22 protein-coding genes are annotated in these 22,271 nt (G+C 58.0%); 11 read left to right on the top strand and 11 right to left on the bottom strand.

Annotation, left to right across the window (positions count from 1 at the left end):
- Positions 1–239 precede the first annotated feature (239 nt).
- The 6 genes from AC2FH8_RS12450 to AC2FH8_RS12425 all read right to left on the bottom strand — a co-directional run bounded on the left by AC2FH8_RS12450 (position 240) and on the right by AC2FH8_RS12425 (position 3,751).
- On the bottom strand, positions 240–902 hold the full coding sequence (locus AC2FH8_RS12450; protein ID WP_496689892.1) for a DUF2461 domain-containing protein: 663 nt from the start codon (positions 900–902) through the stop codon (positions 240–242).
- A 16-nt stretch (positions 903–918) separates the two neighbouring features.
- Complete coding sequence (locus AC2FH8_RS12445) at positions 919–1,263, bottom strand: TfoX/Sxy family protein (protein WP_496689891.1); 345 nt, start codon at positions 1,261–1,263, stop codon at positions 919–921.
- Positions 1,263–1,661, bottom strand: a complete 399-nt coding sequence (locus AC2FH8_RS12440; RefSeq protein WP_496689890.1) for an MAPEG family protein — start codon at positions 1,659–1,661, stop codon at positions 1,263–1,265. Before AC2FH8_RS12440 ends, AC2FH8_RS12445 begins: the two co-directional genes overlap by 1 nt.
- Positions 1,662–1,685: 24 nt before the next feature.
- Positions 1,686–2,072 (bottom strand): VOC family protein, encoded by a 387-nt coding sequence (locus tag AC2FH8_RS12435; protein WP_142638446.1) that lies wholly within the window; start codon positions 2,070–2,072, stop codon positions 1,686–1,688.
- Positions 2,073–2,139: 67 nt separating this feature from the next.
- Positions 2,140–3,375 (bottom strand): RNA polymerase sigma factor, encoded by a 1,236-nt coding sequence (locus AC2FH8_RS12430; protein ID WP_496689889.1) that lies wholly within the window; start codon positions 3,373–3,375, stop codon positions 2,140–2,142.
- 4 nt (positions 3,376–3,379) lie between these two features.
- On the bottom strand, positions 3,380–3,751 hold the full coding sequence (locus tag AC2FH8_RS12425) for a YciI family protein (protein ID WP_142638441.1): 372 nt from the start codon (positions 3,749–3,751) through the stop codon (positions 3,380–3,382).
- Between the two features lie 158 nt (positions 3,752–3,909).
- Here AC2FH8_RS12425 and AC2FH8_RS12420 point away from each other — a divergent pair, with 158 nt between their 5' ends.
- The 3 genes from AC2FH8_RS12420 to AC2FH8_RS12410 are packed head-to-tail and all read left to right on the top strand — an operon-like array spanning position 3,910 to position 7,021.
- Positions 3,910–5,391, top strand: a complete 1,482-nt coding sequence (locus AC2FH8_RS12420; RefSeq protein ID WP_496689888.1) for a DUF4153 domain-containing protein — start codon at positions 3,910–3,912, stop codon at positions 5,389–5,391.
- Positions 5,388–6,065, top strand: a complete 678-nt coding sequence (locus AC2FH8_RS12415) for a response regulator transcription factor (protein ID WP_271950973.1) — start codon at positions 5,388–5,390, stop codon at positions 6,063–6,065. The genes AC2FH8_RS12420 and AC2FH8_RS12415 overlap by 4 nt, the downstream gene beginning before the upstream one ends.
- Positions 6,062–7,021 carry a sensor histidine kinase gene (locus tag AC2FH8_RS12410; RefSeq protein ID WP_496689887.1) on the top strand — a complete coding sequence of 320 codons (960 nt, stop codon included), beginning with the start codon at positions 6,062–6,064 and terminating at the stop codon, positions 7,019–7,021. Before AC2FH8_RS12415 ends, AC2FH8_RS12410 begins: the two co-directional genes overlap by 4 nt.
- Before the next feature lie 16 nt (positions 7,022–7,037).
- Here AC2FH8_RS12410 and AC2FH8_RS12405 read toward each other — a convergent pair whose 3' ends face one another.
- The 4 genes from AC2FH8_RS12405 to AC2FH8_RS12390 are packed head-to-tail and all read right to left on the bottom strand — an operon-like array spanning position 7,038 to position 10,261.
- Positions 7,038–7,328, bottom strand: a complete 291-nt coding sequence (locus AC2FH8_RS12405; RefSeq protein WP_271950967.1) for a hypothetical protein — start codon at positions 7,326–7,328, stop codon at positions 7,038–7,040.
- Positions 7,318–8,370, bottom strand: coding sequence for a hypothetical protein (locus tag AC2FH8_RS12400; protein ID WP_496689886.1), 1,053 nt, complete (start codon positions 8,368–8,370; stop codon positions 7,318–7,320). Before AC2FH8_RS12400 ends, AC2FH8_RS12405 begins: the two co-directional genes overlap by 11 nt.
- On the bottom strand, positions 8,367–8,777 hold the full coding sequence (locus tag AC2FH8_RS12395) for a DUF4383 domain-containing protein (protein WP_282022209.1): 411 nt from the start codon (positions 8,775–8,777) through the stop codon (positions 8,367–8,369). Before AC2FH8_RS12395 ends, AC2FH8_RS12400 begins: the two co-directional genes overlap by 4 nt.
- Positions 8,774–10,261 carry an FAD-binding oxidoreductase gene (locus AC2FH8_RS12390; RefSeq protein ID WP_496689885.1) on the bottom strand — a complete coding sequence of 496 codons (1,488 nt, stop codon included), beginning with the start codon at positions 10,259–10,261 and terminating at the stop codon, positions 8,774–8,776. Before AC2FH8_RS12390 ends, AC2FH8_RS12395 begins: the two co-directional genes overlap by 4 nt.
- A gap of 91 nt (positions 10,262–10,352) precedes the next feature.
- Between AC2FH8_RS12390 and AC2FH8_RS12385 the strand changes: the two genes are divergently transcribed.
- The 8 genes from AC2FH8_RS12385 to amaB all read left to right on the top strand — a co-directional run bounded on the left by AC2FH8_RS12385 (position 10,353) and on the right by amaB (position 20,575).
- A complete protein-coding gene (locus tag AC2FH8_RS12385; RefSeq protein ID WP_281973855.1) occupies positions 10,353–10,532 on the top strand; it encodes a hypothetical protein in 180 nt (59 codons plus the stop codon).
- 296 nt (positions 10,533–10,828) lie between these two features.
- A complete protein-coding gene (locus tag AC2FH8_RS12380; protein ID WP_496689884.1) occupies positions 10,829–12,409 on the top strand; it encodes an ABC transporter substrate-binding protein in 1,581 nt (526 codons plus the stop codon).
- A 104-nt stretch (positions 12,410–12,513) separates the two neighbouring features.
- Positions 12,514–14,079, top strand: a complete 1,566-nt coding sequence (locus AC2FH8_RS12375; protein WP_496689883.1) for an ABC transporter substrate-binding protein — start codon at positions 12,514–12,516, stop codon at positions 14,077–14,079.
- Between the two features lie 96 nt (positions 14,080–14,175).
- A complete protein-coding gene (locus AC2FH8_RS12370; RefSeq protein ID WP_142638424.1) occupies positions 14,176–15,153 on the top strand; it encodes an ABC transporter permease in 978 nt (325 codons plus the stop codon).
- On the top strand, positions 15,150–16,100 hold the full coding sequence (locus AC2FH8_RS12365) for an ABC transporter permease (protein ID WP_271950952.1): 951 nt from the start codon (positions 15,150–15,152) through the stop codon (positions 16,098–16,100). The genes AC2FH8_RS12370 and AC2FH8_RS12365 overlap by 4 nt, the downstream gene beginning before the upstream one ends.
- A gap of 4 nt (positions 16,101–16,104) precedes the next feature.
- Entirely contained in the window at positions 16,105–17,814 is a 1,710-nt protein-coding gene (locus AC2FH8_RS12360) for an ABC transporter ATP-binding protein (protein ID WP_271950949.1), read from the top strand.
- A gap of 139 nt (positions 17,815–17,953) precedes the next feature.
- Positions 17,954–19,060, top strand: coding sequence for a saccharopine dehydrogenase family protein (locus tag AC2FH8_RS12355; RefSeq protein ID WP_271950947.1), 1,107 nt, complete (start codon positions 17,954–17,956; stop codon positions 19,058–19,060).
- An 18-nt stretch (positions 19,061–19,078) separates the two neighbouring features.
- Positions 19,079–20,575, top strand: a complete 1,497-nt coding sequence (amaB, locus tag AC2FH8_RS12350; protein ID WP_142638466.1) for an L-piperidine-6-carboxylate dehydrogenase — start codon at positions 19,079–19,081, stop codon at positions 20,573–20,575.
- Positions 20,576–20,613: 38 nt separating this feature from the next.
- Here the strand turns inward: amaB and AC2FH8_RS12345 are convergent, their stop codons facing one another.
- Entirely contained in the window at positions 20,614–22,191 is a 1,578-nt protein-coding gene (locus AC2FH8_RS12345; RefSeq protein WP_496679507.1) for a DUF5928 domain-containing protein, read from the bottom strand.
- Between the last annotated feature and the right edge of the window lie 80 nt (positions 22,192–22,271).

Genomic DNA, 22,271 nt, shown 5'->3' with positions numbered 1-22,271 from the left:
AATATCAATATATTACACACCGTGCCAGAGCGGGCTTTTGCGTTGCGCCATCACAACTGAAAGCACCGTGGAAGCAAGCAGTACGAGAAAAACACTGTGACGGACCCGTAATAGATAATGCCAACCCGTAGGAAACGGGCAGCAATGTTGGTTACGCACCCTCGCTGCCTGACCCGCTCAACGTGAGACCCTTGGCGTTGAAGAAGGCGAAGGGATACCATGATCCTGTGTTAGGTCGGCTAGGTGCCAAGGGACTGCAAGGCCCGAAACACCGGGTGGAAGAGCTGAAATTGATTTAGACATTCTTCCCTAAGACCTGCCTGGGTTACGGTGGGTTGGGCGGTAAGATCCGTCCAAACGGTAAGCCCCTTGCGGCGCAGAAGGTCCAGATGGGGGTGATCACTCGCATAGCCTGACGGTCCGCGCTTCAACTCGGGCTCGCTGATCCTGACATTCCTGGCCGTAAGATCATTGATGATTGCCATGAGATCATTGCCCGCTGGTCCTGCTACGCCAGTCCGATACCTCTCTAGGGCTGCTTTTTCATATTGGAAGACGCCGCACCCAAGGGACAGGCAATCCGGGGACAGCCCGAAATGCCAAAGCGGGGGCTGGTCTCCGCAATCCCCGGGTATGAAAGACATGCGCAGATGAGGATTATAGGGTGACTTGTCGTTTGAGAACCGCACGTCTCGATGAATACGGTAGATCTTGGCCGAATGGGGCATGTGCGTCATTTCGGCCAGCGCCTGTGACATCTGAGCCGCAAATTGTTCTGCGGGCTGCTTGATCGCGGCCTCATAGATCTGTTTGTTGGCGTGAAACCACTCGCGCCGGTTATTGGCCCGCAGATCAGAAAGAAACTGAAGGGCTTCGGGCGAAAAGCAGCGGAACTGATCCATCATCTTCTCCTGATATTCAACTTTTCGGCGGCAGGCTGGCGGCGTGCGCCAGGCACAGGCTCAGCCAGTCACCTAGCGCAGCCGGATCGCAGTTGACCTCGTCTACAACGACAAACCCACCGAGTTTTCGCTTTCCGTGGACAATCGGGTTTGCAAACGGATTAGAAAGCGCCTCGGTCTCTTTGGCCTTGCCGACACGGAACATGAACCGTCCAAACCCGTCTTTGTCGCGGCGCGCGCCGCACAACATATTGCCGTTCAGAAAAAAGCAGGTGCCACCCATCATCCGCATTTCGGAAATTCCAATATGCGCCTCGAGGGCGAGGCGCATACGTTGATTCAGGTGTTCATCATTTGGCATCAGACTGATCCCGCCAACTGCCAAAGAATTGACAGGGACAAGACGAGCATCACCAATGTTGTCAGTGCGGCACCGATCACCCGACCTTTGCCGTCGGGGGTGGAACGCAGGCTGACATAGTGTACGGCGCGGGCCACCAACAGCACAAGACCGCATCCGCCGACCAGCCAGTCTGAGGCACCGGCAATTTCCGCCCCCGCCAAAGCCAGCAGCGCCAGAGGAACATATTCAGTAAAGTTCCCATGTGCCCGAATCCGCCGCAGCAGTTCGTCGTCATCCCCGTGCAGCAGTAAAATTCCGGTCTGGGATCGTCTGATGCCTACAAGAATTCCCATCGGAATACTCATAAGCACAAAGATTGCTGTCACAAGCAGAGCGATTTGCGGTGTGTGTTCCATGGGAATTCTCCTGTCTGCCCAAGATTAAGACGCCATGCTTTCATAAGTAATCAACGCAAACCGAGCGCCTTGTGGGTCGTTCAGAGTGGCCATCCGGCCGACCCCGGGCATATCTATGGCGGGTTGCAAGACTGAGGCTCCCTGTGCAACTGCGGCTGCTAGGCTGTTATCGACATCAGCAACCGTAAAATAGATCGTCCAGTTGCCATCCGTCTCGGGCATGGGCGAGAACCCTCCGATTGGCGTTTCACCAACCACCGCGGCGGCATAGCTTGACCCGTCCTGCATCGGCATCTCGTTAATGTTCCAGCCCAGCACATTTTTGTAGAATTGCTTGGCCTTGGTCTGGTCTGGCCCGGAATGCCCGATCCAGCCAGAGTTTCCAACGGTGGTCATGTCCAGAATGCTCATCTCTATCTCCCTTTGATTGCCCGCTGCATGCGGGACTGAACAAAGGACGCGTGAGGATCGGCCTTTCCTACAACTGGTTCAAATCTTTTTCACAGGCGGCGATTTCTTTCAGGACCGCCACACGTTCCGGTCCCGTCGGACCAAGGTTCAATACGCGGTTAAGGGACTGGATCGCGGCGGGAAGATCGCCGATCTCTCGCAACATTGCCGCGCGCAAGGCATGGAACCAGCGATAAGACGCCAGATCATTCGCCACGGTATCCAACGCAACAAGCGTGCGGCGTGGGCCATGAACCCTGGACCCGGCGGCGATCTGGTTCAGGCGGATGACAGGTGAGGGCTGGAGGCGATAGAGCGCGGCATAATGCGCCTCGATCAGAGACCAGTCGGTATCTTTTGTCGATTGGGCATGCGCATGAACGGCGGCGATTGCGGCCTGAATACCGTAAACACCAACTTGGTTCAGCCGTTCGGCCTTTTGCATCAGGGCTGTCGCTTCGGCGATGTTGGCCTTGTCCCAAAGGGCCCTGTCCTGATCTTCCAGGGCTACAAGATCACCTTGATCGTCTAGCCGTGCTTCACGACGGGCATGTTGCAGAAGCAACAGGGCCAGCAGTGAAATCTGCTCGGCCATCGTCGGGAACAAGGCAACCAGCAGCTGGGCCAGACGTATCGCCTCATCGCATAGTTTGAGCCGGATTTGCACCGGGCCACCCGAGGTTGACCAGCCTTCGTTGAACATCAGGTAGATCATCAAAGACACTTCGCCCAAACGCGCAGCCCGCTCCTGTGGCGTGGGTGTTTCAAAAGCGACAGAACTTCCTGCGATCCTTTTCTTGGCGCGGGTAATTCGCTGTTCCATTGCCTTTGTACTGACAAGGAAACCACGGGCGATTTCTTCCACACGCAACCCGGCAACAATTTTTAGGGCCAGCGCAATCTGGTCTTGCCGGCTTAGGTCCGGGTGACAACAGATGAACAGCAGGCGCAGAACATCGTCGCGCAGCTCGTCCGGATCTGGTGCGTCATCAGCCATGGAATGAAATTCTTCCCTGTGGCGGGTCAGGATTGCGCTGCGGCGCTGGGATTTGCGCAAACCATCCAGCCCGGCATTACGGGCGGTGGTCAAAAGCCAAGCTAGCGGATCGCGCGGCGCGCCTTGTTTGCGCCATACGGTCAAGGCCTTTAGACAGGCTTCGGCAAATGCATCTTCGGCAAGGTCGATGTCCCGGAAATATCGCGTCAGGGCCGCGATGGCCTGCGGGCGTTGCTGCAAGAACGTGGCCTCTAGCCAATCCGACACGCGGTCAATCCAAGGTCATCGACCCGCCTGCCCAGGCGGCGGGGCGGACCTCAAGCCGGGCAACAGGTGACGAGATCATTCGCGCATGTTCAAGCGCCTCATCCAGATCGTTGAACTCGGCCAGATATAAGCCCAGAAAACTTTCTTTCGTCTCAGCGAACGGGCCGTCGACGATCATAGGTTGCAGAGTCTCGGCAGCCGCGGGTTCGACTGTGACAGCCGTAGTCGGGGGCATCAGTTTGACGGACAGGAAATCCCCGCGCTGCCTGAGGGCATTCTGTAGCACCGTATGTCCAGCCATGACATCGTCCTGACGGTCCTGTGGCAACGCTTCGAACACACCCGCCTGACCATAGATCGAGATTGCATAGATCATTTTTACCTCCGCGATGTTGGTTTCATCCTGCTAGGACGCGCGAGGCTTTGCAAATCCGACACTCATTTCACCGATCTGCACAGTTTCTGCAGATCTTCTGCACCCGAGCTTCCCGACCTTTGGGTCAAACCAGTCCCTTAAAACACAAGAGGGAAGAAATGGCGCAGCAACTTATAATTTCTGGAGTTCCGAATTCTGTGGCGCTGGACGCTTGGTGGCTGTCGGAAGAGACAGTGATTTCAGGTACCAAGGGCCCGCCGGGTTCAACCCCGGCGTTTGCCACCGATGGTCGCGCGTGGCGCTTGATCGGGTCTATCTTGCTGGTCGCGCTGGCGGATTACCTGTTCTGGGGACATCAGGCGGGTGTGTCTCTGGCGGTCTTTACTGTGGCGGTCTTTTTGTGCGGCCTGCCCGCGGATCGGTCTGGCAAAGGGGTGCTAATGCCCGCAACGGTTTTGGTGCTGAGTGTTTTGCCGGTCGTGGATTTCGTTCAACCATTATCGGTCGCGTTTCTTTTGTCCGGGCTCGTCGTTGCGATTGTCTGGGTCAGGCACCCGAAAGGCCAGGTTCTGGAACTGCTTTTGCTGGCGCTGGGGTTTCTGACTGATCTTCCAAAGAACTGGCTTGGCCCGGTCCGCGCGATACCCGGCCTGAAAACCACGATTGTCAGCGATGCCGGAGGCGGCTGGACGCGGGTTCGGCAGTTCCTGCGCAACTGGGGTCTGCCGATTGGCGGGACGATGGTTTTTGTTACCCTGTTGGCCGAGGCGAACCCGGTATTCCAATCCCTTGTCACCCCGGATATCGCCTTTGGCCACCTGCTGCAGCGCGCCCTGTTCTGGGGAGGGATTGCGCTGATCATCTGGCCTTTTGTCGATAACCACCCGCTTCGCGGACTGACCCCGCGACCATTCGCAGGCCCTCAGACGATCCCCGGCCTCAACGGTGGTTCGGTCCTGCGGGCGCTCTGGGTGTTCAATGCACTGATTGGTGTTCAGACTGTGCTGGACCTTTCGATTCTGCTGGGCGGGGCCTCATTGCCCGAGGGGATGAGCTATGCATCCTATGCCCATCGCGGCGCATATCCGTTGCTGGTAACGGCGCTGCTGGCCGGTGCATTCGCCCTGGTAGCGCGGCCGTTTCTGGATGAAAATCGGGTGCTGAAACCGCTGATGGTGTTGTGGCTGGCACAAAATGTGGCTCTGTGCGGTGCGGCATTGATGCGCCTGGATTTATATGTCGGCACCTATGGCCTGACCTACCTGCGTATCTATGCGCAGATCTGGATGGGTCTTGTTGCGGCAGGTCTGGCGCTGGTTGGGTGGCAAGTAGCGTTCAGGAAATCCAATAGTTGGTTGATCGCGCGAACCGGCATTCTGAGCGTTCTGGTCCTCTATTGCGCCAGTTTTGTGAATTTTGCCCATGTGATCGCGACCCGAAACCTGAAACTGTCCGAGCCGGACTATGCCTATCTGTGTTCGTTGGGGCCCATGACCGGGATGCATATCAGCTACGGGTATCCGAATTCGTTGTGCTATTTTGAAGCCGACCCGATCAACAGCTGGCAGGAATGGGGCTTTCGAAAGTGGCGCCTGTCCCGCTATGGTGCCGATCTGAGCAGTATCGGTCCGGGTATATGAATATCTTAGTTGTCGATGATGATCCGCGGTTGCGTGAAGTTGTGCGTCTGGGGCTGGAACGCGCTGGCTACAGCGTCTCGACCGCCGCCAACGGTCAAGAAGCCGTAATCAGCACGTTTCGCGACGAACCGGACCTGATCGTTCTGGATGTTGGCCTGCCCGAATTGGATGGCTTTGCCGTATGTCAGAAAATTCGAACCCGTTCGGACGTCCCGATCCTGTTCCTGACTGCCCGCGATGATGAGGTCGACCGGATTCTGGGGCTGGAGCTTGGGGCCGATGACTATGTGACCAAGCCTTTCAGCCCGCGCGAACTGGTGACGCGGGTCAAGGTGATCCTAAGGCGCACCAATCGCATTGTGGCGGCGCCGGGAAATCTGCGGCACGGCCCCTTGACCTTGGACCGGACCGCAAGACTCTGTGCTTGTCACGACACGGAAATTGCCCTGACCGGTACTGAGTTTCAGATCATGGTGATGTTGATGGAAACACCGGGCCGTCTTGTTCCCCGCACGGCCCTGATTGCCGAGATTTGGGGCGCGCGCAGCCAGGTCTCGGACAGGACCTTGGACAGCCACCTGCGGAACCTGCGGAACAAATTTGCGCAGGTTGGTTTGTCGGACTCGGTGGAAACCGTACATGGTCAGGGTATCCGGATGAGGAGGCTGGGGTGACCCGGCGCTGGCGACCTTCATTGGCATTTGTGCTGGGCGGTGCGCTGGTCGGGACATTGGGTCTGTCATTCGCGGGGCTGGTGGCCCTGCGTTATTTGGGTCCTGAATTCGGCTTTCGGAACTCTGCCCTGGTTCTGGGCGGAGTGATCTTTCTTGCAACATCTGGGCTGGGCTGGTTGCTGGTACGGTTGCTGCTGCGTCCAATCAAAGCCTTGCAGGCCTATGCCGGGGCGCAAGAGGCCGGAGCCCGCGCCGTGCCAATTCGGCATTTCGGCACCAAAGAGCTTCACCAGACCGCAACTCAGGTTGTCACCATGGCCGAGGCGCTGCGTGACCGTGAGGCGACCATCCGGTCTTATACCGATCACGTCACGCATGAGTTGAAATCGCCGGTAACCGCAATCCGCGCGGCGGTTGAGATGCTACAGGACACCCCGGATGGCAGCGATGACTCCAAAGCCCTAATCGCGCAGATCGACGGGGCGCGTCAGCAGATCGAAACCCAGCTTGCCGCGCTTCGGGATGCCGCCCGTGCGCGCGAGGCCCGATATGTCGGGGCAAGCACCCTGCGCGATGCGTTGCCAGGGACGCCTCCGCTTGAACTAAACCTGTCCGGGGCGGATGAGGTCGCATTCCCGATCTCGGCCGAGGGGTTGCGGATCGTTTTGGGCCATATTCTGCAAAATGCCAAAGATCACGGGGCCAGCGCGGTTGATCTGCGCGCCTCAGAGGCTGGAAACACGGTTATTCTGACCGTGTCCGACAATGGGGCGGGGATTTCGCCCGGTAACGTCGACCGCGTGTTCGATCCATTCTTTACCACCCGCCGGGAAAGCGGCGGGACCGGTATGGGTCTGGCTATTGTCCGTAACATCCTGTCTGCGCATCGCGGTGAAATCGAAAACCTGCCCGCCCCATGTGGCGCGCGGTTTGATCTGAGCTTTCAGAGGCTCTGACCCGCGCAGATATCCGTTACTGCGCCGGAAGCGGAAGGCATCCGGGCAGCCCCGCTGGCAGGACCAGCCGCGCCCCTTGCCGGTAAAGCGATTGGGCAAACCCGCTGCTCTCAGATGTGACCGTCACGCTGATCCCGGATGTCCCGATGACCGCTGCATCATCGGCCAGGTTCTGCATTAACCCCTGTGAAGGAAAGACCACGACATAGGCCGGGGCCTCATCCGTTATCAATGCGACGACGACAAGAACCGACAGCCAGCCAAGCACCATAAGCGGGATGGCTGTCAGGAGCGATCTAATAGTCATGGATATGCTCAAGCGTCAGGTCGTCCGCTTGGATCTGGCGCAGACGCTGAGAGAGGTCCGGAACCTTGACCAGTATCAGATGACGATAGTCCCCGAACCCTTGTCGTTGGGCGCTGAAGATTGCATCCGGCGCAGTTGGTTGGTCCGACAAGGCGGTGAACAGAATGTCGTCATTGCCAGCGATCTCGACAATCTCGACCCCCGCGCTGGCCATTTCCGCCAGTAGGTTGGTCAGGGTGCGATAGCGTGGCGTTTCGACCTCAAACCCGTTCGGGCCTTCAGAGATAAACTTCACGCCGGGATAGGCAGACAGGCTGTCTGCACTGGCACCGGTGATGATCATCCGCAGCGTCAACTCATCAGCGCCGACCTGCGCAACCGCCTGTTCGATCACGCCCGCATAGGCCTGTTTGGCACTGTATTCCAGACCCAGCGCAATCGCTCTCTCGCTGTCGCGCAGGCTGCCGCTGTTTTGTTCGACCAGGCTCTGGGCGTCGTCGGCGAAGGGCCATTTATACCACGGAACCTGTTGTAGGAACGCGGCATAGGCGGCGGCCTGCTGTGCCGACACATCATCCAGCGGCGCCCGTTGCGAGCCCCGCAAGACAGTGGCCAGCCGACCGAGGGTTTCTTCATAGGCGGCCTTCAGCGCCAGTTCAGCGGAAAAGCTGGCCCCGATCACATAGACCATCTGTTTGGTGGCCCTATCCACCTCTCCCAAGACCGAGGCGTTCCGGTTCAGATCGCAGAGCGACCCCCAAAACCCGGTGATACTGCTCCAGAACCCGTAATCATGGGGGTCCTGAGTGCGCAGAACCTCGGCGTAATCCTCGTAGGCGTGGACAATGTGCCATTCGGGATAGGTCATCAGCGTGCGGGTTTCGGCCCGGTGATGTGCCGGGTCGATCAGGGCGGTATAAGCCGGGGGCTGACCCGTACCACGGCAGCTTGTTTCCACATAGAGGATCGGAGCAGCCAGCGCGATCCCGGCAAGGATCAACACCAGAATCAGCCGTTTGGTCCACCGCAGCAGGAACCTCATGCGGTGTGTCTCCGGTCCCGCAGCCCGGCCCAAGCGGCAACGCCGCCAAGCGCCAGATGCGGCAGGTTGGCAAACAGGCGGGGCAGGGACAATTCCGGCCCGGCCGATGGGTTTGTAAAGATACCCAGATCAAGATAGCCATAACCGGTGAAAAACCCGAACACGCCGTCCCCCAGATAAGCCAGCCCGAACAGGATCAGAAAGCTGCGAGCCGCGCGGTGTGACAACAGCCCGGCGATCAGCGCCCAAAGGGCTGAGGCCACGTGCAGCGCATCGTCATAGATATCCAGTGCGAAAATGCCAAAGGCCAGACCATCCTGATCCGTCAGGCCAGGAACATAGTTCAGCGATGCCGCAATCATCAGCGCGACAAAGTAAACCAGACAGAGTTTTTGAAGGTTGCTCATAGACGCCCCAGATAGCTGTCCCAAAGGTTGTTCCGCAGAACCAGTTGCGGATCAAGCTCTCGTTTTGCCTGCGCAAACCCTTCCGCATTGGGGTAGGCTGCAGTCAGTTGATCCAGTGTCGCATGTGGCCTGTACGGCAGGTAATAGGTTCCGCCAATCGCCACGATCCCGTCGATCAGCGCCCGGGTCATCCGCGCCATGTCGGCTTCGCCGCGTTCGGTCAGCTCCTGGCTGAACGACATGACAGCGGCGATCCGGGGCTGGCTTGCATAAGACAGAACCGCCTGATCGTCCTGTGCGACATAGCGCAGCGTTACGTTCAGAAACTCTTGATACGAGGCCGGAATTACCGCGCGACACACTGATAAGAAATCGTCGAACGCATCGAACCCTACGAAATACTCGTGCAGGATGTCGGTCCGGTCCGGGTTGCGGTCGTCCAGAGTCACAACCGGTTCGTTGATCAAAGTGTTCCGCGTCGCCTCACGCGAACCCAGCGCTGGGCCCAGCCGTGTTTCATTCCACCAACGGAAGGATTTGAAGGGCTCGCTGCCCAGTTGAGCCCGGTACAGACGGCTGGCCGCATGCGACATCCACCCCGACCCGGACGCTGGTGGCAGGTCCGACTGGTCCGAGCCTTCGCGATATGTCACTAATAGCGCTTTCTCGAAAAACGTATCGCGTTCAACATTCAGGCGGCCATAGGCCATTGTGACCGCCGGGTCGTCAATCGCCGCACGAAAGGCCGAGGCAAACGCTCCTGCTTCCAGAATGTCGAAACCCGGCGTCAGGCGTGAATTTGGAACCATCTCGACCTCAAGGTCCACGATCACGCCGATCAACCCGTACCCGCCCATCGCCAGATTGAACAGCTCGGTGTTCTCGGTGGGCGAACAGGTCAACAACTCACCCGAGGGCAGGATCATGCGCAACGACCGGACCGTCGCCCCCATCGGGCCAAAGGGAACCGGCCAGCCATGTGCATTGACCGAATAAGTGGCGGCGACACCGAAATCATTATTTGACTGCATGACTTTGGGGGACCAGCCTGCGGGATCAAGCGCCGAGATGACCTGTGACCAGCGGGCTCCGGCATGGGCCAGATAGGTCCCGGCTGAACCGTCGATCTGAACCGATCCATTGTCAAATGTAATCGCTGTGCCGTTGCGGGGAATGGCTTGCCCACCCATGGAATGCCGCGCGGCCCCAATGTTGACCGGGCGCCCTTCTGATCTGGCCTCCGAAAGCTCTTGCCGGATGGCGGCGATCAGCGTGTCTCCGGGGTCATCGCCGAGCACCAGATGTTTGTGGATCGGTGTCGGTGACAGTCCGCTGGCGTCATTCATCACTTTGTCGCCGGTTTCAGCAAATGTCCTTCTTGTGCCTTCATAGACAGGAAGGTCCGGTCCCAGCCACCGTGACGCGGCCCATCCTGCCAACCCTCCGCCGGCAAACAAGGCCGCCCTTCTGGTAAATGTTTTCATCTTTCGATTTCTCCCGAAGTTAACTGGGACATCTGATCAAGAATGATTTTAAGCGCAGTTTGAAATTTCTGCGGGCCTCAATCCGGGGTATGTGCCTGACCCCTGCCAAGGTGTCCATTTGGGCATCGGGTCGAAGAATGTGCAAGTCCAAGGCCTGCTGTACCAGCGCAAAGGTGTCCTAGTTGCCCCGGATCAGGCCGATGGGTACCTGCAGCATGGCGATGCGCCGTGGTCAGCGGATTCGGGCAAGGTCCAAGGACCAGTTTATTGACCGCAAGTGGCTCGAAACTTGGCTTCATTCCCGGAATGATCAACCGGAAGGCATGTTTTGCAAACTGCGGAAATCCGTACTTGTAAGACAGTCAGCGGCCACAGCTTGGCGTAAGCTTTCCGTTACGTAAGTTCATGCGCGCACGGCAGATTTGCGTCGGGGCATCCGCCAAACTGCCGTTTTTATGCTCAATCAGGTGTTGCAACTGTAACGATGATCTGGATGATCAGGACCACCAAGGCCGTAAAAATGGTCTGTCGTCCAAAGGGCGATGTTAACAAAAAGGGGAGTTACAAATGATTCTAAGAAACCTGATGATCGCTGCAAGTGCGACGGCGCTGATGGCGGCGGGCGCTTCGGCGGAAACGCTGCGCTGGGCGCGGGCCGGTGATGCGCTGACGCTGGATCCGCATTCGCAGAATGAAGGTCCGACGCACACCGTGCGACACCAGATTTACGAGCCTCTGATCATCCGCGACGTGACCGGTGCATTCGAGCCCGCGCTGGCGACCGAGTGGGGCCCCAAGGCCGATGACCCGAATGTTTGGGTCTTCAAGCTGCGCGAAGGCGTGAAATTCCATGACGGTGCGGACTTCAACGCCGAAGATGTGGTTTTCAGCTTTACCCGTGCCAAGCAACCTAATTCCGACATGAAAGAGCTGATCGGCTCGATCGTCGAAGTGCGTGCAGTTGACGATTTCACCGTCGAGATTGTCACAGATGGTCCGAACCCGATCCTGCCGTCGAACCTGACAAACCTGTTCATTCTGGACAAGGGCTGGGCCGAGGCGAATGACACGGTCAATGTTCAGGATTTCGAAGGTGGCGAAATCACCTATGCCACCACCAATGCCAACGGTACGGGCCCCTATGTTCTTCAAAGCCGCGAGCCTGACATCAAGACGGTGATGGTGCGCAACGACAACTATTGGGGCATCGACCAGTTCCCGATGGAAGTGACCGAGATCATCTATACCCCGATCCAGAACGCTGCGACTCGCGTTGCGGCGATGCTGTCGGGTGAGGTGAACTTCCTCCAGGATATGCCGGTGCAGGACATTGAACGCGTCAATGGTGTCGACGGTCTGATGGTCAAGCAAGCCCCGCAGAACCGGGTGATCTTCTTTGGTATGAACCAGGGTGCCGACGACATCGAGGCGGATAACGTGGACGGCAAGAACCCTCTGGCCGATGTGCGGGTGCGTCAAGCGATGTCGATGGCGATTAACCGTGATGCGATCAAGCAGGTCGTGATGCGCGGCCAGTCGCAGCCTGCAGGCATGATCGCACCGCCCTTCGTGAATGGCTGGACCTCTGACATGGACGGCGAATCGTCCACCGATCTGGCCAAGGCCAAGGAACTGATGGCAGAGGCAGGTTATGGCGATGGCTTCTCGCTTCGGCTGGACTGCCCGAATGATCGGTACATCAACGATGAAGCTATCTGTCAGGCGGCTGTTGGGATGCTGGGCCAGATCGGCGTGACCGTGAATCTGGACGCCAAGCCCAAGGCGCAGCATTTCCCGCTGATCACCGATGGCAAGACAGATTTCTACATGCTGGGTTGGGGTGTGCCGACATATGACTCGGAATACATCTTCAACTTCCTTGTTCATGGACGCGAAGATGACATCGGCACGTGGAACGGCACCGGTTATCAGGACGATGCGCTGGACGGGAAGATCAAGTCGCTTGCCTCGAATACCGATCTTGACGCTCGGAATGCCGACATCGCCGACATCTGGCGGGTGGTGCAGGACGAAGCGCTTTACATCCCCATTCATCACCAGGTTCTGAACTGGGGTATGGCCGACGGTGTGGGCATCGAAGTGGATGCCGAAGATCAGCCTAAGGTCAAATATTTCACTCTGAACTAAGCCATTCAGATCAGTGATTTGGCAGGGCGCGGTTTCGCGCCCTGCCTTTTGCGCTATTGTTAAGCGCAACACCGCATCGCGGGGCAAAAAAGGGAGATTTCGCCATGACCCTCAGGAACAGTGCCATTGCTTTGGCCTTGCTGGCCGCCACCAGCGTTCAGGCTGCCGAATTCAAATGGGCCTCGACCACGGACCCGCAGACGATGGACCCGCACGCGGTCAACTCTGCCCCGGTTCTGGGTTTTCTGAACAATGTCTACGAAGGCCTTGTGCGCCGCGACAAGGACATGAGCGTTCAACCCGCGCTGGCCGTCAGTTGGGAGACGATTGGCGACGGCGAAGGTTGGCGCTTTAACCTGCGTGAGGGTGTGACCTTCCATGACGGCAGCAGCTTTGATGCGCAGGATGTGCTGTTCAGCTATCAGCGCGCCTCGGGCGAGGCGGCGGATACCCGCAGCTGGTTCGCGCCCATCAGCGAGGTGATCGTGGTCGACGACTATACGGTCGATTTCATGACGACTGCGCCGAACCCGTTATTCCCATCCTCAATCGCCAACTGGATGATCATGGATCAGGGCTGGGCCGAGGCCAATGACGCAGCGGTGCCCGACAAAGAGGTCGGGAATTACGCCACCCTGAACGCCAACGGCACAGGCGCCTTCAAACTTGCGGCACGAGAGCCCGGCCTGCGCACGGTTCTTGAGCCCTTTGACGGCTGGTGGGATCAGGCCGACCACAACATCACAAGTGCTGAGTTCACTCCGATCCAAAACCCGGCGACAGCGGTTGCAGCCTTGTTGTCAGGCGATGTGGACATGATCAACCCGGTGCCGATCCAGGACGTGGCACGCCTGAAGGAAAACGGGGATGTCGACGTCATTCAGGGGATCGAGGCACGGGTCATCATGTTGGGGTTCGATCATCAGGCCGAGGTGCTTAAATACACCGACGATGCGGGCAAACCGAACCCGTTCCGTGACCCGCGCGTCCGCAAGGCAGTGGCACAGGCGGTCAATGTGGATGCCATTCTTGCGACTATCATGCGGGGGAATGCCGAAGTGGCCTCGCAACTGGTCAGCCCGGCGATGAGTGGTTATTCCGAGGCGAATGCAGACCGTCCCGCCTTTGATGTCGATGCCGCAAGGGCCCTGCTGACCGAGGCCGGATATGCAGATGGGTTTTCGTTCGGGCTGAAATGCCCCAATGACCGCTATCTGAATGATGAGGCCGTTTGCCAGGCGGTTGTCAGCATGCTGGCCCAGATCGGGATCACTGCGGAACTGGATGCCATGCCGGTCCGTAACTACTGGCCGGAACTCAGGGAAGGCAAATACGATATGTACCTGCTGGGCTGGAGCCCCGGTACATTTGATGCCGAACACCCCGTGCGCTTCCTTGTGGCTACCCCAAACGAAGAGAAAAAGCTGGGCAGCTGGAATTTCGGCGGATTTTCGAACGCGCGGGTGGATGAGCTGCTGCCGAAGATCCAGTCCGAGTTGGATGCGGGCAAACGGCAGGCGATGCTGGATGAGGTCACGCAGATCATTCAGGACGAACAGGTCTATGTGCCGATGTATGTGCAACCTCTGGTCTGGGGCACACGCAGCAATGTCGAACTGACGCAGCGCCCGGACAACTTCTTTCTGCTGCGCTGGGTAACGGTTAACTGAAACCGGGGCGGGGCCAGAAAACGCTAGCTTGCGTTAGCGGTATCTTGACCACCCCGCCCGGGCTTGCATAGACAGTCCGATCAACGAGGAAAACGAATGTTCGCTTATATTGTCCAAAGGATGTTCCAATCCGTGATCGTGCTGCTGATCGTGGGTCTGGTTGCCTTTTCGATGTTCCGCTTTGTCGGTGATCCGATCGACAACATGCTAGGGCAGGAACGTACGCAGGCCGATATCGACCGGCTGCGGTCCGATCTTGGTCTGGATCAGCCGTTTCCGGTGCAATATTTCAAGTTCCTGCAAGGCGCGGTGCAGGGCAATTTTGGCGTGTCCTACCGGCAAGGCCGACCGGTTTCGACCATCATAGCCGAACGCGCCCCCGCGACATTGGAACTGGCCTTTGTGTCGGGCTTTCTGGCCATCACCCTTGGCATCGCGCTGGGCGTTTTCACAGCGATTCGACGACAGGGGGTGGCGGCGAATATCATCATGACCGTGTCGTTGATCGGGGTTTCCCTGCCAACCTTCCTAATCGGGATATTGCTGATCTATATATTCTCGGTTGAATTGGATCTTTTACCCAGCTTTGGGAGGGGCGAGACCGTTATGATTGGCGGCTGGTCCACGGGGTTCCTGACAACCTCGGGGCTCAAGGCGCTGATCCTGCCGGCGATCACGCTGGGCCTGTATCAGATGACGCTGATCATGCGGCTGGTGCGGTCGGAAATGCTTGAGGTCCTGCGTGCCGACTATGTCCGTTTTGCACGTGCGCGTGGGCTGTCGGACCGGGTGATCAATTTTCGCCACGCGCTGAAAAATACGCTGGTGCCGGTGATCACAATCACCGGGTTGCAGCTGGGCTCGATCATCGCCTTTGCCATCATCACCGAGACGGTGTTTCAGTGGCCCGGTGTGGGCCTGCTGTTCATAAATGCGATCCAGTTTGTCGATATCCCTGTTATGGCCGCCTATCTGATGCTGATCTCGGTCATGTTCGTGTCGATCAATCTGATCGTCGATCTTTTGTACTATGCCATTGACCCGCGCCTGCGTGTCGACGCGAGGGCCACATGACCGATACTTCTGAAACTTCGAGACAAGTGCCCAAATCGCGGCTGGCCCAATTTTGGGACAGCGATTTCGCATGGTCCTTCCGTCATTCGCCCGTGGCGATGGTTGCCTCATTTGTTGTGGTCCTGCTGGTGCTGGCGGCAATACTGGCCCCGCTGATTGCGCCGCATAACCCGTTTGATCCGGCAACGCTGAACCTGATGAACGGATTTACACCGCCGGGCACGCCGAATGCCTTTACGCAGGACACGTTCCTGCTGGGCACCGACGATCAGGGGCGCGATGTGTTCTCGACCATCCTCTATGGGATGCGCATATCCCTGTTTGTCGGCGCAGCGGCGGTGCTGCTGGCGTTGATCATCGGAGTTGTTCTGGGGCTGGTCGCGGCCTATTTCGGCGGCTGGGTCGAGACGCTGATCATGCGGGTCGCAGATGTGCAGCTGACCTTTCCTGCCATTCTGGTCGCCATGCTGATCTTTGGCATCGCCAAAGGCGTGACCCCACCCGAATATCGTGACGAGATGGCAATCTATGTTCTGATCATCGCCATTGCCCTGTCCGACTGGGTGCAGTTTGCCCGGGTCGTCCGCGGTGCGGCGTTGGTGGAAAAGAACAAGGAATACGTGCAGGCCGCCCGCCTGATCGGGCGCGGTTCTTTCCCGATCATGTTCCGCCACATCCTGCCCAATGTACTCAGCCCGGTTCTGGTCATCGCCACGATCTCACTGGCGCTGGCGATCATTGCCGAAGCAACGCTGAGCTTCCTCGGCGTAGGGGCACCACCAACCCAGCCGTCATTGGGCACGCTGATCCGTATCGGGCAGGGCTTCCTGTTCTCGGGTGAGTGGTGGATTTTGTTCTTCCCGGCCTGCACCCTGTTGGCGCTGGCCCTGTCTGTGAACCTGCTGGGCGACTGGCTGCGCGATGCACTGAACCCCAAGCTGCGGTGATTTCATGAGCCTTCTGACGATCAATGACCTGACGGTCGAATTCCCCACCCGCCGCAAATTGTTCACAGCCGTGGACCATGTGGACCTGTCGGTTGAACCCGGAGAAATCCACGGCTTGGTTGGCGAATCCGGGGCCGGTAAATCCACCATTGGCGCGGCCATCATGGGATTGTTGGATCGCCCCGGCCGTATTGCCAGCGGCACGATCCAGCTGAGCGGTGACCAGATCAGTGGTCTGGATGCCGAGGCGATGCGGGGGCTGCGCGGCAAAAAGATCTCGATGATCTTTCAGGACCCGCTGACCTCGCTGAACCCGTTATTCACCGTGCGCGAACAACTGACCGAGACCATTCAGGCCCATCTGGGTGGAACGGATGCCGAGGCGAACCAACGCGCGCGCGATCTGATTGACCGGGTTGGCATTCCTGATCCGGACACGCGGTTGGACCAGTATCCGCACCAGTTCTCGGGCGGGATGCGGCAGCGTGTGGTCATCGCGCTTGCCTTGTGTACCGAACCGGATGTGATCATCGCGGATGAGCCGACCACGGCGCTGGACGTCTCGGTTCAGGCGCAGATTCTGGACCTGATCAAAGAACTGGCGCGGGAACGTCAAGTGGGCGTCATCCTGATCACCCATGACATGGGTGTGATCGCGGACACGACGGACAAAGTGACGGTGATGTATGCGGGCAAGGTTGTCGAAACCGGCCCGACCGCGCAGGTGATGGGGCAGCCCACCCATGAATACACCAAATCGCTGATCGCTGCCGTGCCGCGCCCGACCCTGAAACTGCATCGCTTTCCCCAGATCAGCTATGGTGGGCGCGAGACACGCTTTGCCATCGAAGACATGGCCCGCCACTGGCCCAAGGTGGATAATGACACCAGCAAACCGGTGTTCGAGATCCGCAACCTGACCAAGAAGTTCCTGCAGCGCAAAGGCCTGCTGCCCTGGGACCGCACCTATTTCACCGCCGTTGACGAGGTAAGTTTCGACATCCGCGCAGGTGAGGTGTTTGGCGTTGTGGGTGAATCCGGCTCGGGCAAGTCGACTGTCGCACGGATGATTGCAGGGTTGTACCCTGTGGATGGCGGCACGATTACATTCGACGGGCAGGTGGTCAGCGATCTGACCAATCGGACCGCGCTGGATGCCTATCGCAAGAACATCCAGATGATCTTTCAGGACCCGTATTCCTCGCTCAATCCCCGTATGCGGGTGGATGAGATCGTGGCCGAGCCGATCCGCCATCACAGGTTGATGGAAGGTGCAGATATCAAACGCCGCGTCGATGAGTTGTTGGATCAGGTGGGACTCGGCCATGAGGCCGGGCAGAAATACCCGCATGAATTCTCGGGCGGACAGCGGCAACGTATCTCGATTGCACGTGCGCTGGCCACGCAACCGCGATTCCTGATTTGTGACGAGCCAACCAGTGCGCTGGACGTGTCCATTCAGGCGCAGATTTTGAACATCTTGAAGGACTTGCAGGAACATCTAGGCCTGACCCTGCTGTTCATCAGTCATGACCTGCCGGTGGTACGTCAGATGTGCGATCGAGTGGCAGTGATGAAACAGGGCCAAATTGTCGAGTTGCAGGAAACCAATAACTTGTTCGCCAACCCCCAGACGGATTATGCCCGCGAATTGTTGCGCCTGATGCCCAGGCTGGATGACCTGTCGACCGAGGGGTTGGACGCCGAATCCTGAGGCAGTGACGATTCCAGTATTGGCGGAATGACGGAAGGTCCGTCAATATGGCGATAGTTTTGACGTTTTCGTCAAGATTGCCTCTGCAGATTGAACAACTGTGCCTTCATACTTTCTGAAACGAAAGAGGAGGCGCGTTTTGAGCTGGAATATCTGTGTCATCGGAGCAGGCAAGATCGGTCAGATGATCGCGACTTTGCTGCAATCTTCATCCAACTATTCGGTCACAGTTGCCGACCGCGATCTGGCGGCTTTGTCCGTGCTCAATCGGCAAGGAGTTTCGACCCGCCAGATTGATGTCAGCGATGAAACGCAGCTGGCTGAGGGTCTGAACGGTTTCGATGCGGTTATCTCGGCGGCTCCGTTTTTCCTGACCCCACGGATTGCCAAAGCCGCCAAATCGGCCGGCGCGCATTATTTTGACCTGACCGAAGATGTTGCCGCCACCAACGCGGTGCGCGAGTTGGCCGCCGACAGCGAAACGGCCTTTATGCCGCAATGCGGGTTGGCACCGGGTTTTGTCGGCATCGCCGGCGCGGCCTTGGCTGCGGAGTTCGATACGCTGGACAGCCTGCATATGCGGGTCGGGGCGTTGCCGCTCTATCCCACCAACGCATTGAAGTACAATCTGACCTGGTCCACCGATGGGCTGATCAACGAATATTGCAATCCGTGCGATGCCATCGTGAATGGCGAACGGGTCAAGACCGCTCCGCTCGAGGATTACGAGCGTTTGGGTCATGACGGGGTGGAATATGAATGCTTCAATACCTCGGGCGGGTTGGGCACGTTGCCAGAAACCCTGGACGGAAAGGCGCGGGACGTGTCGTACCGATCGATCCGCTACCCGGGACACCGTGACATTCTGCGTTTGCTGCTGAATGATCTTGGATTGGAACGTCGTCGCGACCTGATGAAGGAAATCTTCGAGACCGCGCTGCCGCGGACCGATCAGGATGTGGTTCTGGTTTATTGCACCGCAAAAGGCATGATCGATGGGGCTCTGCGCGAGAAATCCCTGATCAACAAATCTTATGCCCGTACCCTCAATGGTCAGGTCTGGAGCGCCATTCAGGTCACCACTGCTGCCGGTGTTCTGGGTGTGGTTGATCTGATGCGAACGGGTGCTTTGCCCGGCAAAGGGTTCGTGCGGCAAGAGCAGGTGAACCTGTCTGACTTCTTAAACACCGAATTCGGTCAGCTTTACCGCACCGGGGACATAACCAAACAGAACAAGGCGGCCTGAGATATGAAAGACATCGCTATGACAGCCCCAACAACCCTTGCAAATCTGGACCTGACAGCCGCTGAGCTGATGGGCGGCACACTGGCTGTACGCTCGCCCATTGATGGCGGCATTCTGGCCGAGGTACATGAAACGCCTGCGTCAGGGATGGGCACGGTGTTTGCCAATGCCAAGACGGCATTCAAGGCGTGGCGCACGGTTCCGGCCCCACGCCGGGGCGAACTGATCCGCCTGCTGGGCGAGGAATTGCGCGCCGCCAAGGACGATCTGGGTGCGCTGGTCAGCTGGGAAGCTGGTAAGATTACCTCGGAAGGTCTGGGTGAAGTGCAGGAGATGATCGACATCTGCGATTTCGCCGTCGGCCTGTCGCGCCAGCTTTATGGTTTGACCATCGCATCTGAGCGCCCGGGCCACCGGATGATGGAAACGTGGCACCCGGCAGGACCGGTGGGCGTGATCTCGGCCTTCAACTTCCCGGTGGCGGTCTGGTCGTGGAATGCCGCGCTGGCGCTGGTCTGCGGTGATCCGGTGATCTGGAAGCCGTCTGAAAAGACGCCGTTGACCGCGATGGCCTGCCAGAAGATCTTTGAACGTGCACTGGCCCGATTTGGCGATGCGCCCGACCACCTGCTGCAGACCCTGATCGGAGGTGCCGCGCTGGGCGAGGCGCTGGTGGCCAGCGAGGACGTGCCGGTCATTTCGGCGACCGGGTCCACACGGATGGGCCGTGCAGTAGCCCCCATCGTGGCGCAGCGGTTCGGGAAATGTATTCTCGAGCTTGGCGGCAATAACGCGATGATCGTGGGCCCTTCGGCCGATCTGGAAATGGCCGTGCGTGCGATTGTCTTTTCTGCTGTCGGCACAGCCGGTCAACGCTGCACCACGCTGCGCCGACTGATCGTTCACAACTCGATCCGCGAGGAGCTGGTGAGCCGGTTGAAAAAAGCCTATGCCGGTCTGCCAATCGGCAATCCGCTGACCGAAGGCACATTGATCGGTCCGCTGGTGGACGAAGCCTCGGGCGCGGCCATGACCGCTGCGCTGGACGCTGCAAAGGCCGAAGGCGGCGCAGTCTTTGGTGGCGACCGCGTGACCGAAAACGTCCCCGCCGGTGTCTATATGCAGCCCGCGATTGTCGAGATGCCAGGCCAGACAGCAACCGTAAAGACCGAAACCTTTGCACCGATCCTCTATGTCATGGGGTACGACGCGTTCGACGAAGCCATCGAATTGCAAAATGACGTACCGCAAGGTCTGTCGTCTTGCGTATTCACTCTGAACATGCGCGAGGCCGAGCAATTCCTGACCGCAGCGGGATCGGATTGTGGCATTGCCAATGTCAATATCGGGCCATCGGGGGCCGAGATCGGTGGCGCATTTGGTGGCGAGAAGGAAACCGGTGGCGGGCGTGAAAGCGGCTCGGATGCGTGGAAGGCCTATATGCGCCGTCAGACCAACACCGTGAACTACTCAGCCGAGCTGCCGCTGGCGCAAGGCGTCAAGTTCGACATCTGATCGTGCTGTCGGCGGTACCTGATGGTGCCGCCGGCTCATCAATCTGCAAACAGATAATCCAATCGCATGATGGCCTGCGCCTGTTCCTGTGAAACATTCAGAAACCGGACAATGGCGTCTTCGTTTTCTGTCCGGTCGCTGGTTTCCCGCAGGCGTGCATGTCGATCCAACGCGGTGCCCCGGATCAATTCGGATTCGTATTCCATCGCGTTGTGCAAGGTTGGGACAAGCCGTGCCACGGTTTCGGTCGGGCTGTCCTGACCGGCCAACCCCACACGGCGGGCGTGGCCGATCAGGTAATCGTCGGAATATTCACACTCGACTTCAAGCACATGGGTTTTGACCTGATCTGCACAGAAGTCCTGAATGATTTCGATATCTGAGGGATCGATGCACAGAACCAGCCGGTTGGTTTCGAAACTTTCAAACAGCATCCGCACAAGAGCACGCCGGTGGCGGGACCGTTTGAGCAAGGTCGTTTCGATGCCGCCAAGATCGGGCAGAGCCGTATCCTGTTCGTTGAACAGATACTCGACACAAGGGATATCGGTTTCGGACTTAATCTGATCGACCAGACGCTTGGCCACATGCCATTTCTTGCACACGATCAGGAAAACATCGCGGTCCGGTCCCAGCGTATTTCCGGCCTCCCAGAACCTTTGCTTGTGGCGGCGTCCGACGCGCCCTCTTGCGGTTAAGAAACTATGGAGATTGCGACCTTCATCCGAGATGTGAAAATCCACCCCATCCGCAGAATAGAGCTGGCCTAACCGGTCCTTCAGCTCATGTGCCTCGGGGCTGATTTTGCGGGCGAACAGAAAATCCTGCCCTAACAGCATGTCGTAATGGTCGTTATAAAATGTCACGGGCATTCCGTAGTCCGAGAACATCAGGAATGTGAGCGTTCGGTTGTCGATCTCTTCACGGGGAACAAGGTGGCGGACAAGCGTTTGAAAGAAAGTCTCATCCGGTATCCAGGTGGTCGAGAAAAAGCGGATTACGTCCGGGCGCTGGGCCAGGAATTCAAAGATCATTTCAACAGTATGACGGCGCAGACACCACCACTGACTGCCGATCATGACCTGGATGTCAGCCGGAACCTCGCGGGTCAGACCAAGTTTTTTCTGTACGTCATAGGATGTATAGAATCGTCTGCTCTGGGTGCGCTCATTGAAGAAATGGCGATAGATCAGCCGGTCTTCTTTCATGCCGGTCTTGATCCAGTTACTGGCAAAAAAGTCGTGGCTTTCGACAAAATCCCTGTCGTTGTCGTTCAGGAACTGATGCGCGTATTCCGCTGTTTTGATCGCCATGCAATCCCCTGACAGCATGTAGAAATGCGTCGCGCGGGGAAAGGCCTTGAGGGCGGCTTGCACTGCGTTCAATGTGGCCTGTACCAAAGACCACTCGCCCCAACCGCATTTGATGCGTTTGGTTGCAAAAGTGACATTCGAATTGGCCTGAAGAGCGCCCTGAATGCGTGCATAGGCCTCGCGACTTGCGCGGGCGTCAAAATGTATGGCCATGCAATCGCCAGCAGCGGTTAGCTGCTCGGCCTGCGCAATGATTGCGTCAGGGTCCTTGTGGCACAACAAAATGTAGGCAATTTTTGCCATTTCAGTTCTTTGTTATCCGTTTCTGCCCGGTTCCCTCTGTGATACTGAGGATGAGCGATTGAATAAACAGATTATTTTTG

This window comes from Ruegeria sp. CDSC025 (assembly GCF_059610805.1).
This window is presented reverse-complemented; position numbering and strand designations above follow the sequence as displayed.

What these genes read in the sequence shown, in the direction of transcription:
- AC2FH8_RS12365 (WP_271950952.1), top strand. Translation starts at nt 15,150, where the DNA reads ATGACCGATACTTCTGAAACTTCGAGACAAGTGCCCAAATCGCGGCTG.
- AC2FH8_RS12435 (WP_142638446.1), bottom strand. Translation starts at nt 2,072, where the DNA reads ATGAGCATTCTGGACATGACCACCGTTGGAAACTCTGGCTGGATCGGG.
- AC2FH8_RS12395 (WP_282022209.1), bottom strand. Translation starts at nt 8,777, where the DNA reads ATGAGCAACCTTCAAAAACTCTGTCTGGTTTACTTTGTCGCGCTGATG.
- AC2FH8_RS12415 (WP_271950973.1), top strand. Translation starts at nt 5,388, where the DNA reads ATGAATATCTTAGTTGTCGATGATGATCCGCGGTTGCGTGAAGTTGTG.
- AC2FH8_RS12440 (WP_496689890.1), bottom strand. Translation starts at nt 1,661, where the DNA reads ATGGAACACACACCGCAAATCGCTCTGCTTGTGACAGCAATCTTTGTG.
- AC2FH8_RS12450 (WP_496689892.1), bottom strand. Translation starts at nt 902, where the DNA reads ATGGATCAGTTCCGCTGCTTTTCGCCCGAAGCCCTTCAGTTTCTTTCT.
- AC2FH8_RS12425 (WP_142638441.1), bottom strand. Translation starts at nt 3,751, where the DNA reads ATGATCTATGCAATCTCGATCTATGGTCAGGCGGGTGTGTTCGAAGCG.
- AC2FH8_RS12360 (WP_271950949.1), top strand. Translation starts at nt 16,105, where the DNA reads ATGAGCCTTCTGACGATCAATGACCTGACGGTCGAATTCCCCACCCGC.
- AC2FH8_RS12370 (WP_142638424.1), top strand. Translation starts at nt 14,176, where the DNA reads ATGTTCGCTTATATTGTCCAAAGGATGTTCCAATCCGTGATCGTGCTG.
- AC2FH8_RS12375 (WP_496689883.1), top strand. Translation starts at nt 12,514, where the DNA reads ATGACCCTCAGGAACAGTGCCATTGCTTTGGCCTTGCTGGCCGCCACC.
- AC2FH8_RS12445 (WP_496689891.1), bottom strand. Translation starts at nt 1,263, where the DNA reads ATGCCAAATGATGAACACCTGAATCAACGTATGCGCCTCGCCCTCGAG.
- AC2FH8_RS12400 (WP_496689886.1), bottom strand. Translation starts at nt 8,370, where the DNA reads ATGAGGTTCCTGCTGCGGTGGACCAAACGGCTGATTCTGGTGTTGATC.
- AC2FH8_RS12420 (WP_496689888.1), top strand. Translation starts at nt 3,910, where the DNA reads ATGGCGCAGCAACTTATAATTTCTGGAGTTCCGAATTCTGTGGCGCTG.
- AC2FH8_RS12390 (WP_496689885.1), bottom strand. Translation starts at nt 10,261, where the DNA reads ATGAAAACATTTACCAGAAGGGCGGCCTTGTTTGCCGGCGGAGGGTTG.
- AC2FH8_RS12345 (WP_496679507.1), bottom strand. Translation starts at nt 22,191, where the DNA reads ATGGCAAAAATTGCCTACATTTTGTTGTGCCACAAGGACCCTGACGCA.
- AC2FH8_RS12380 (WP_496689884.1), top strand. Translation starts at nt 10,829, where the DNA reads ATGATTCTAAGAAACCTGATGATCGCTGCAAGTGCGACGGCGCTGATG.
- amaB (WP_142638466.1), top strand. Translation starts at nt 19,079, where the DNA reads ATGACAGCCCCAACAACCCTTGCAAATCTGGACCTGACAGCCGCTGAG.
- AC2FH8_RS12405 (WP_271950967.1), bottom strand. Translation starts at nt 7,328, where the DNA reads ATGACTATTAGATCGCTCCTGACAGCCATCCCGCTTATGGTGCTTGGC.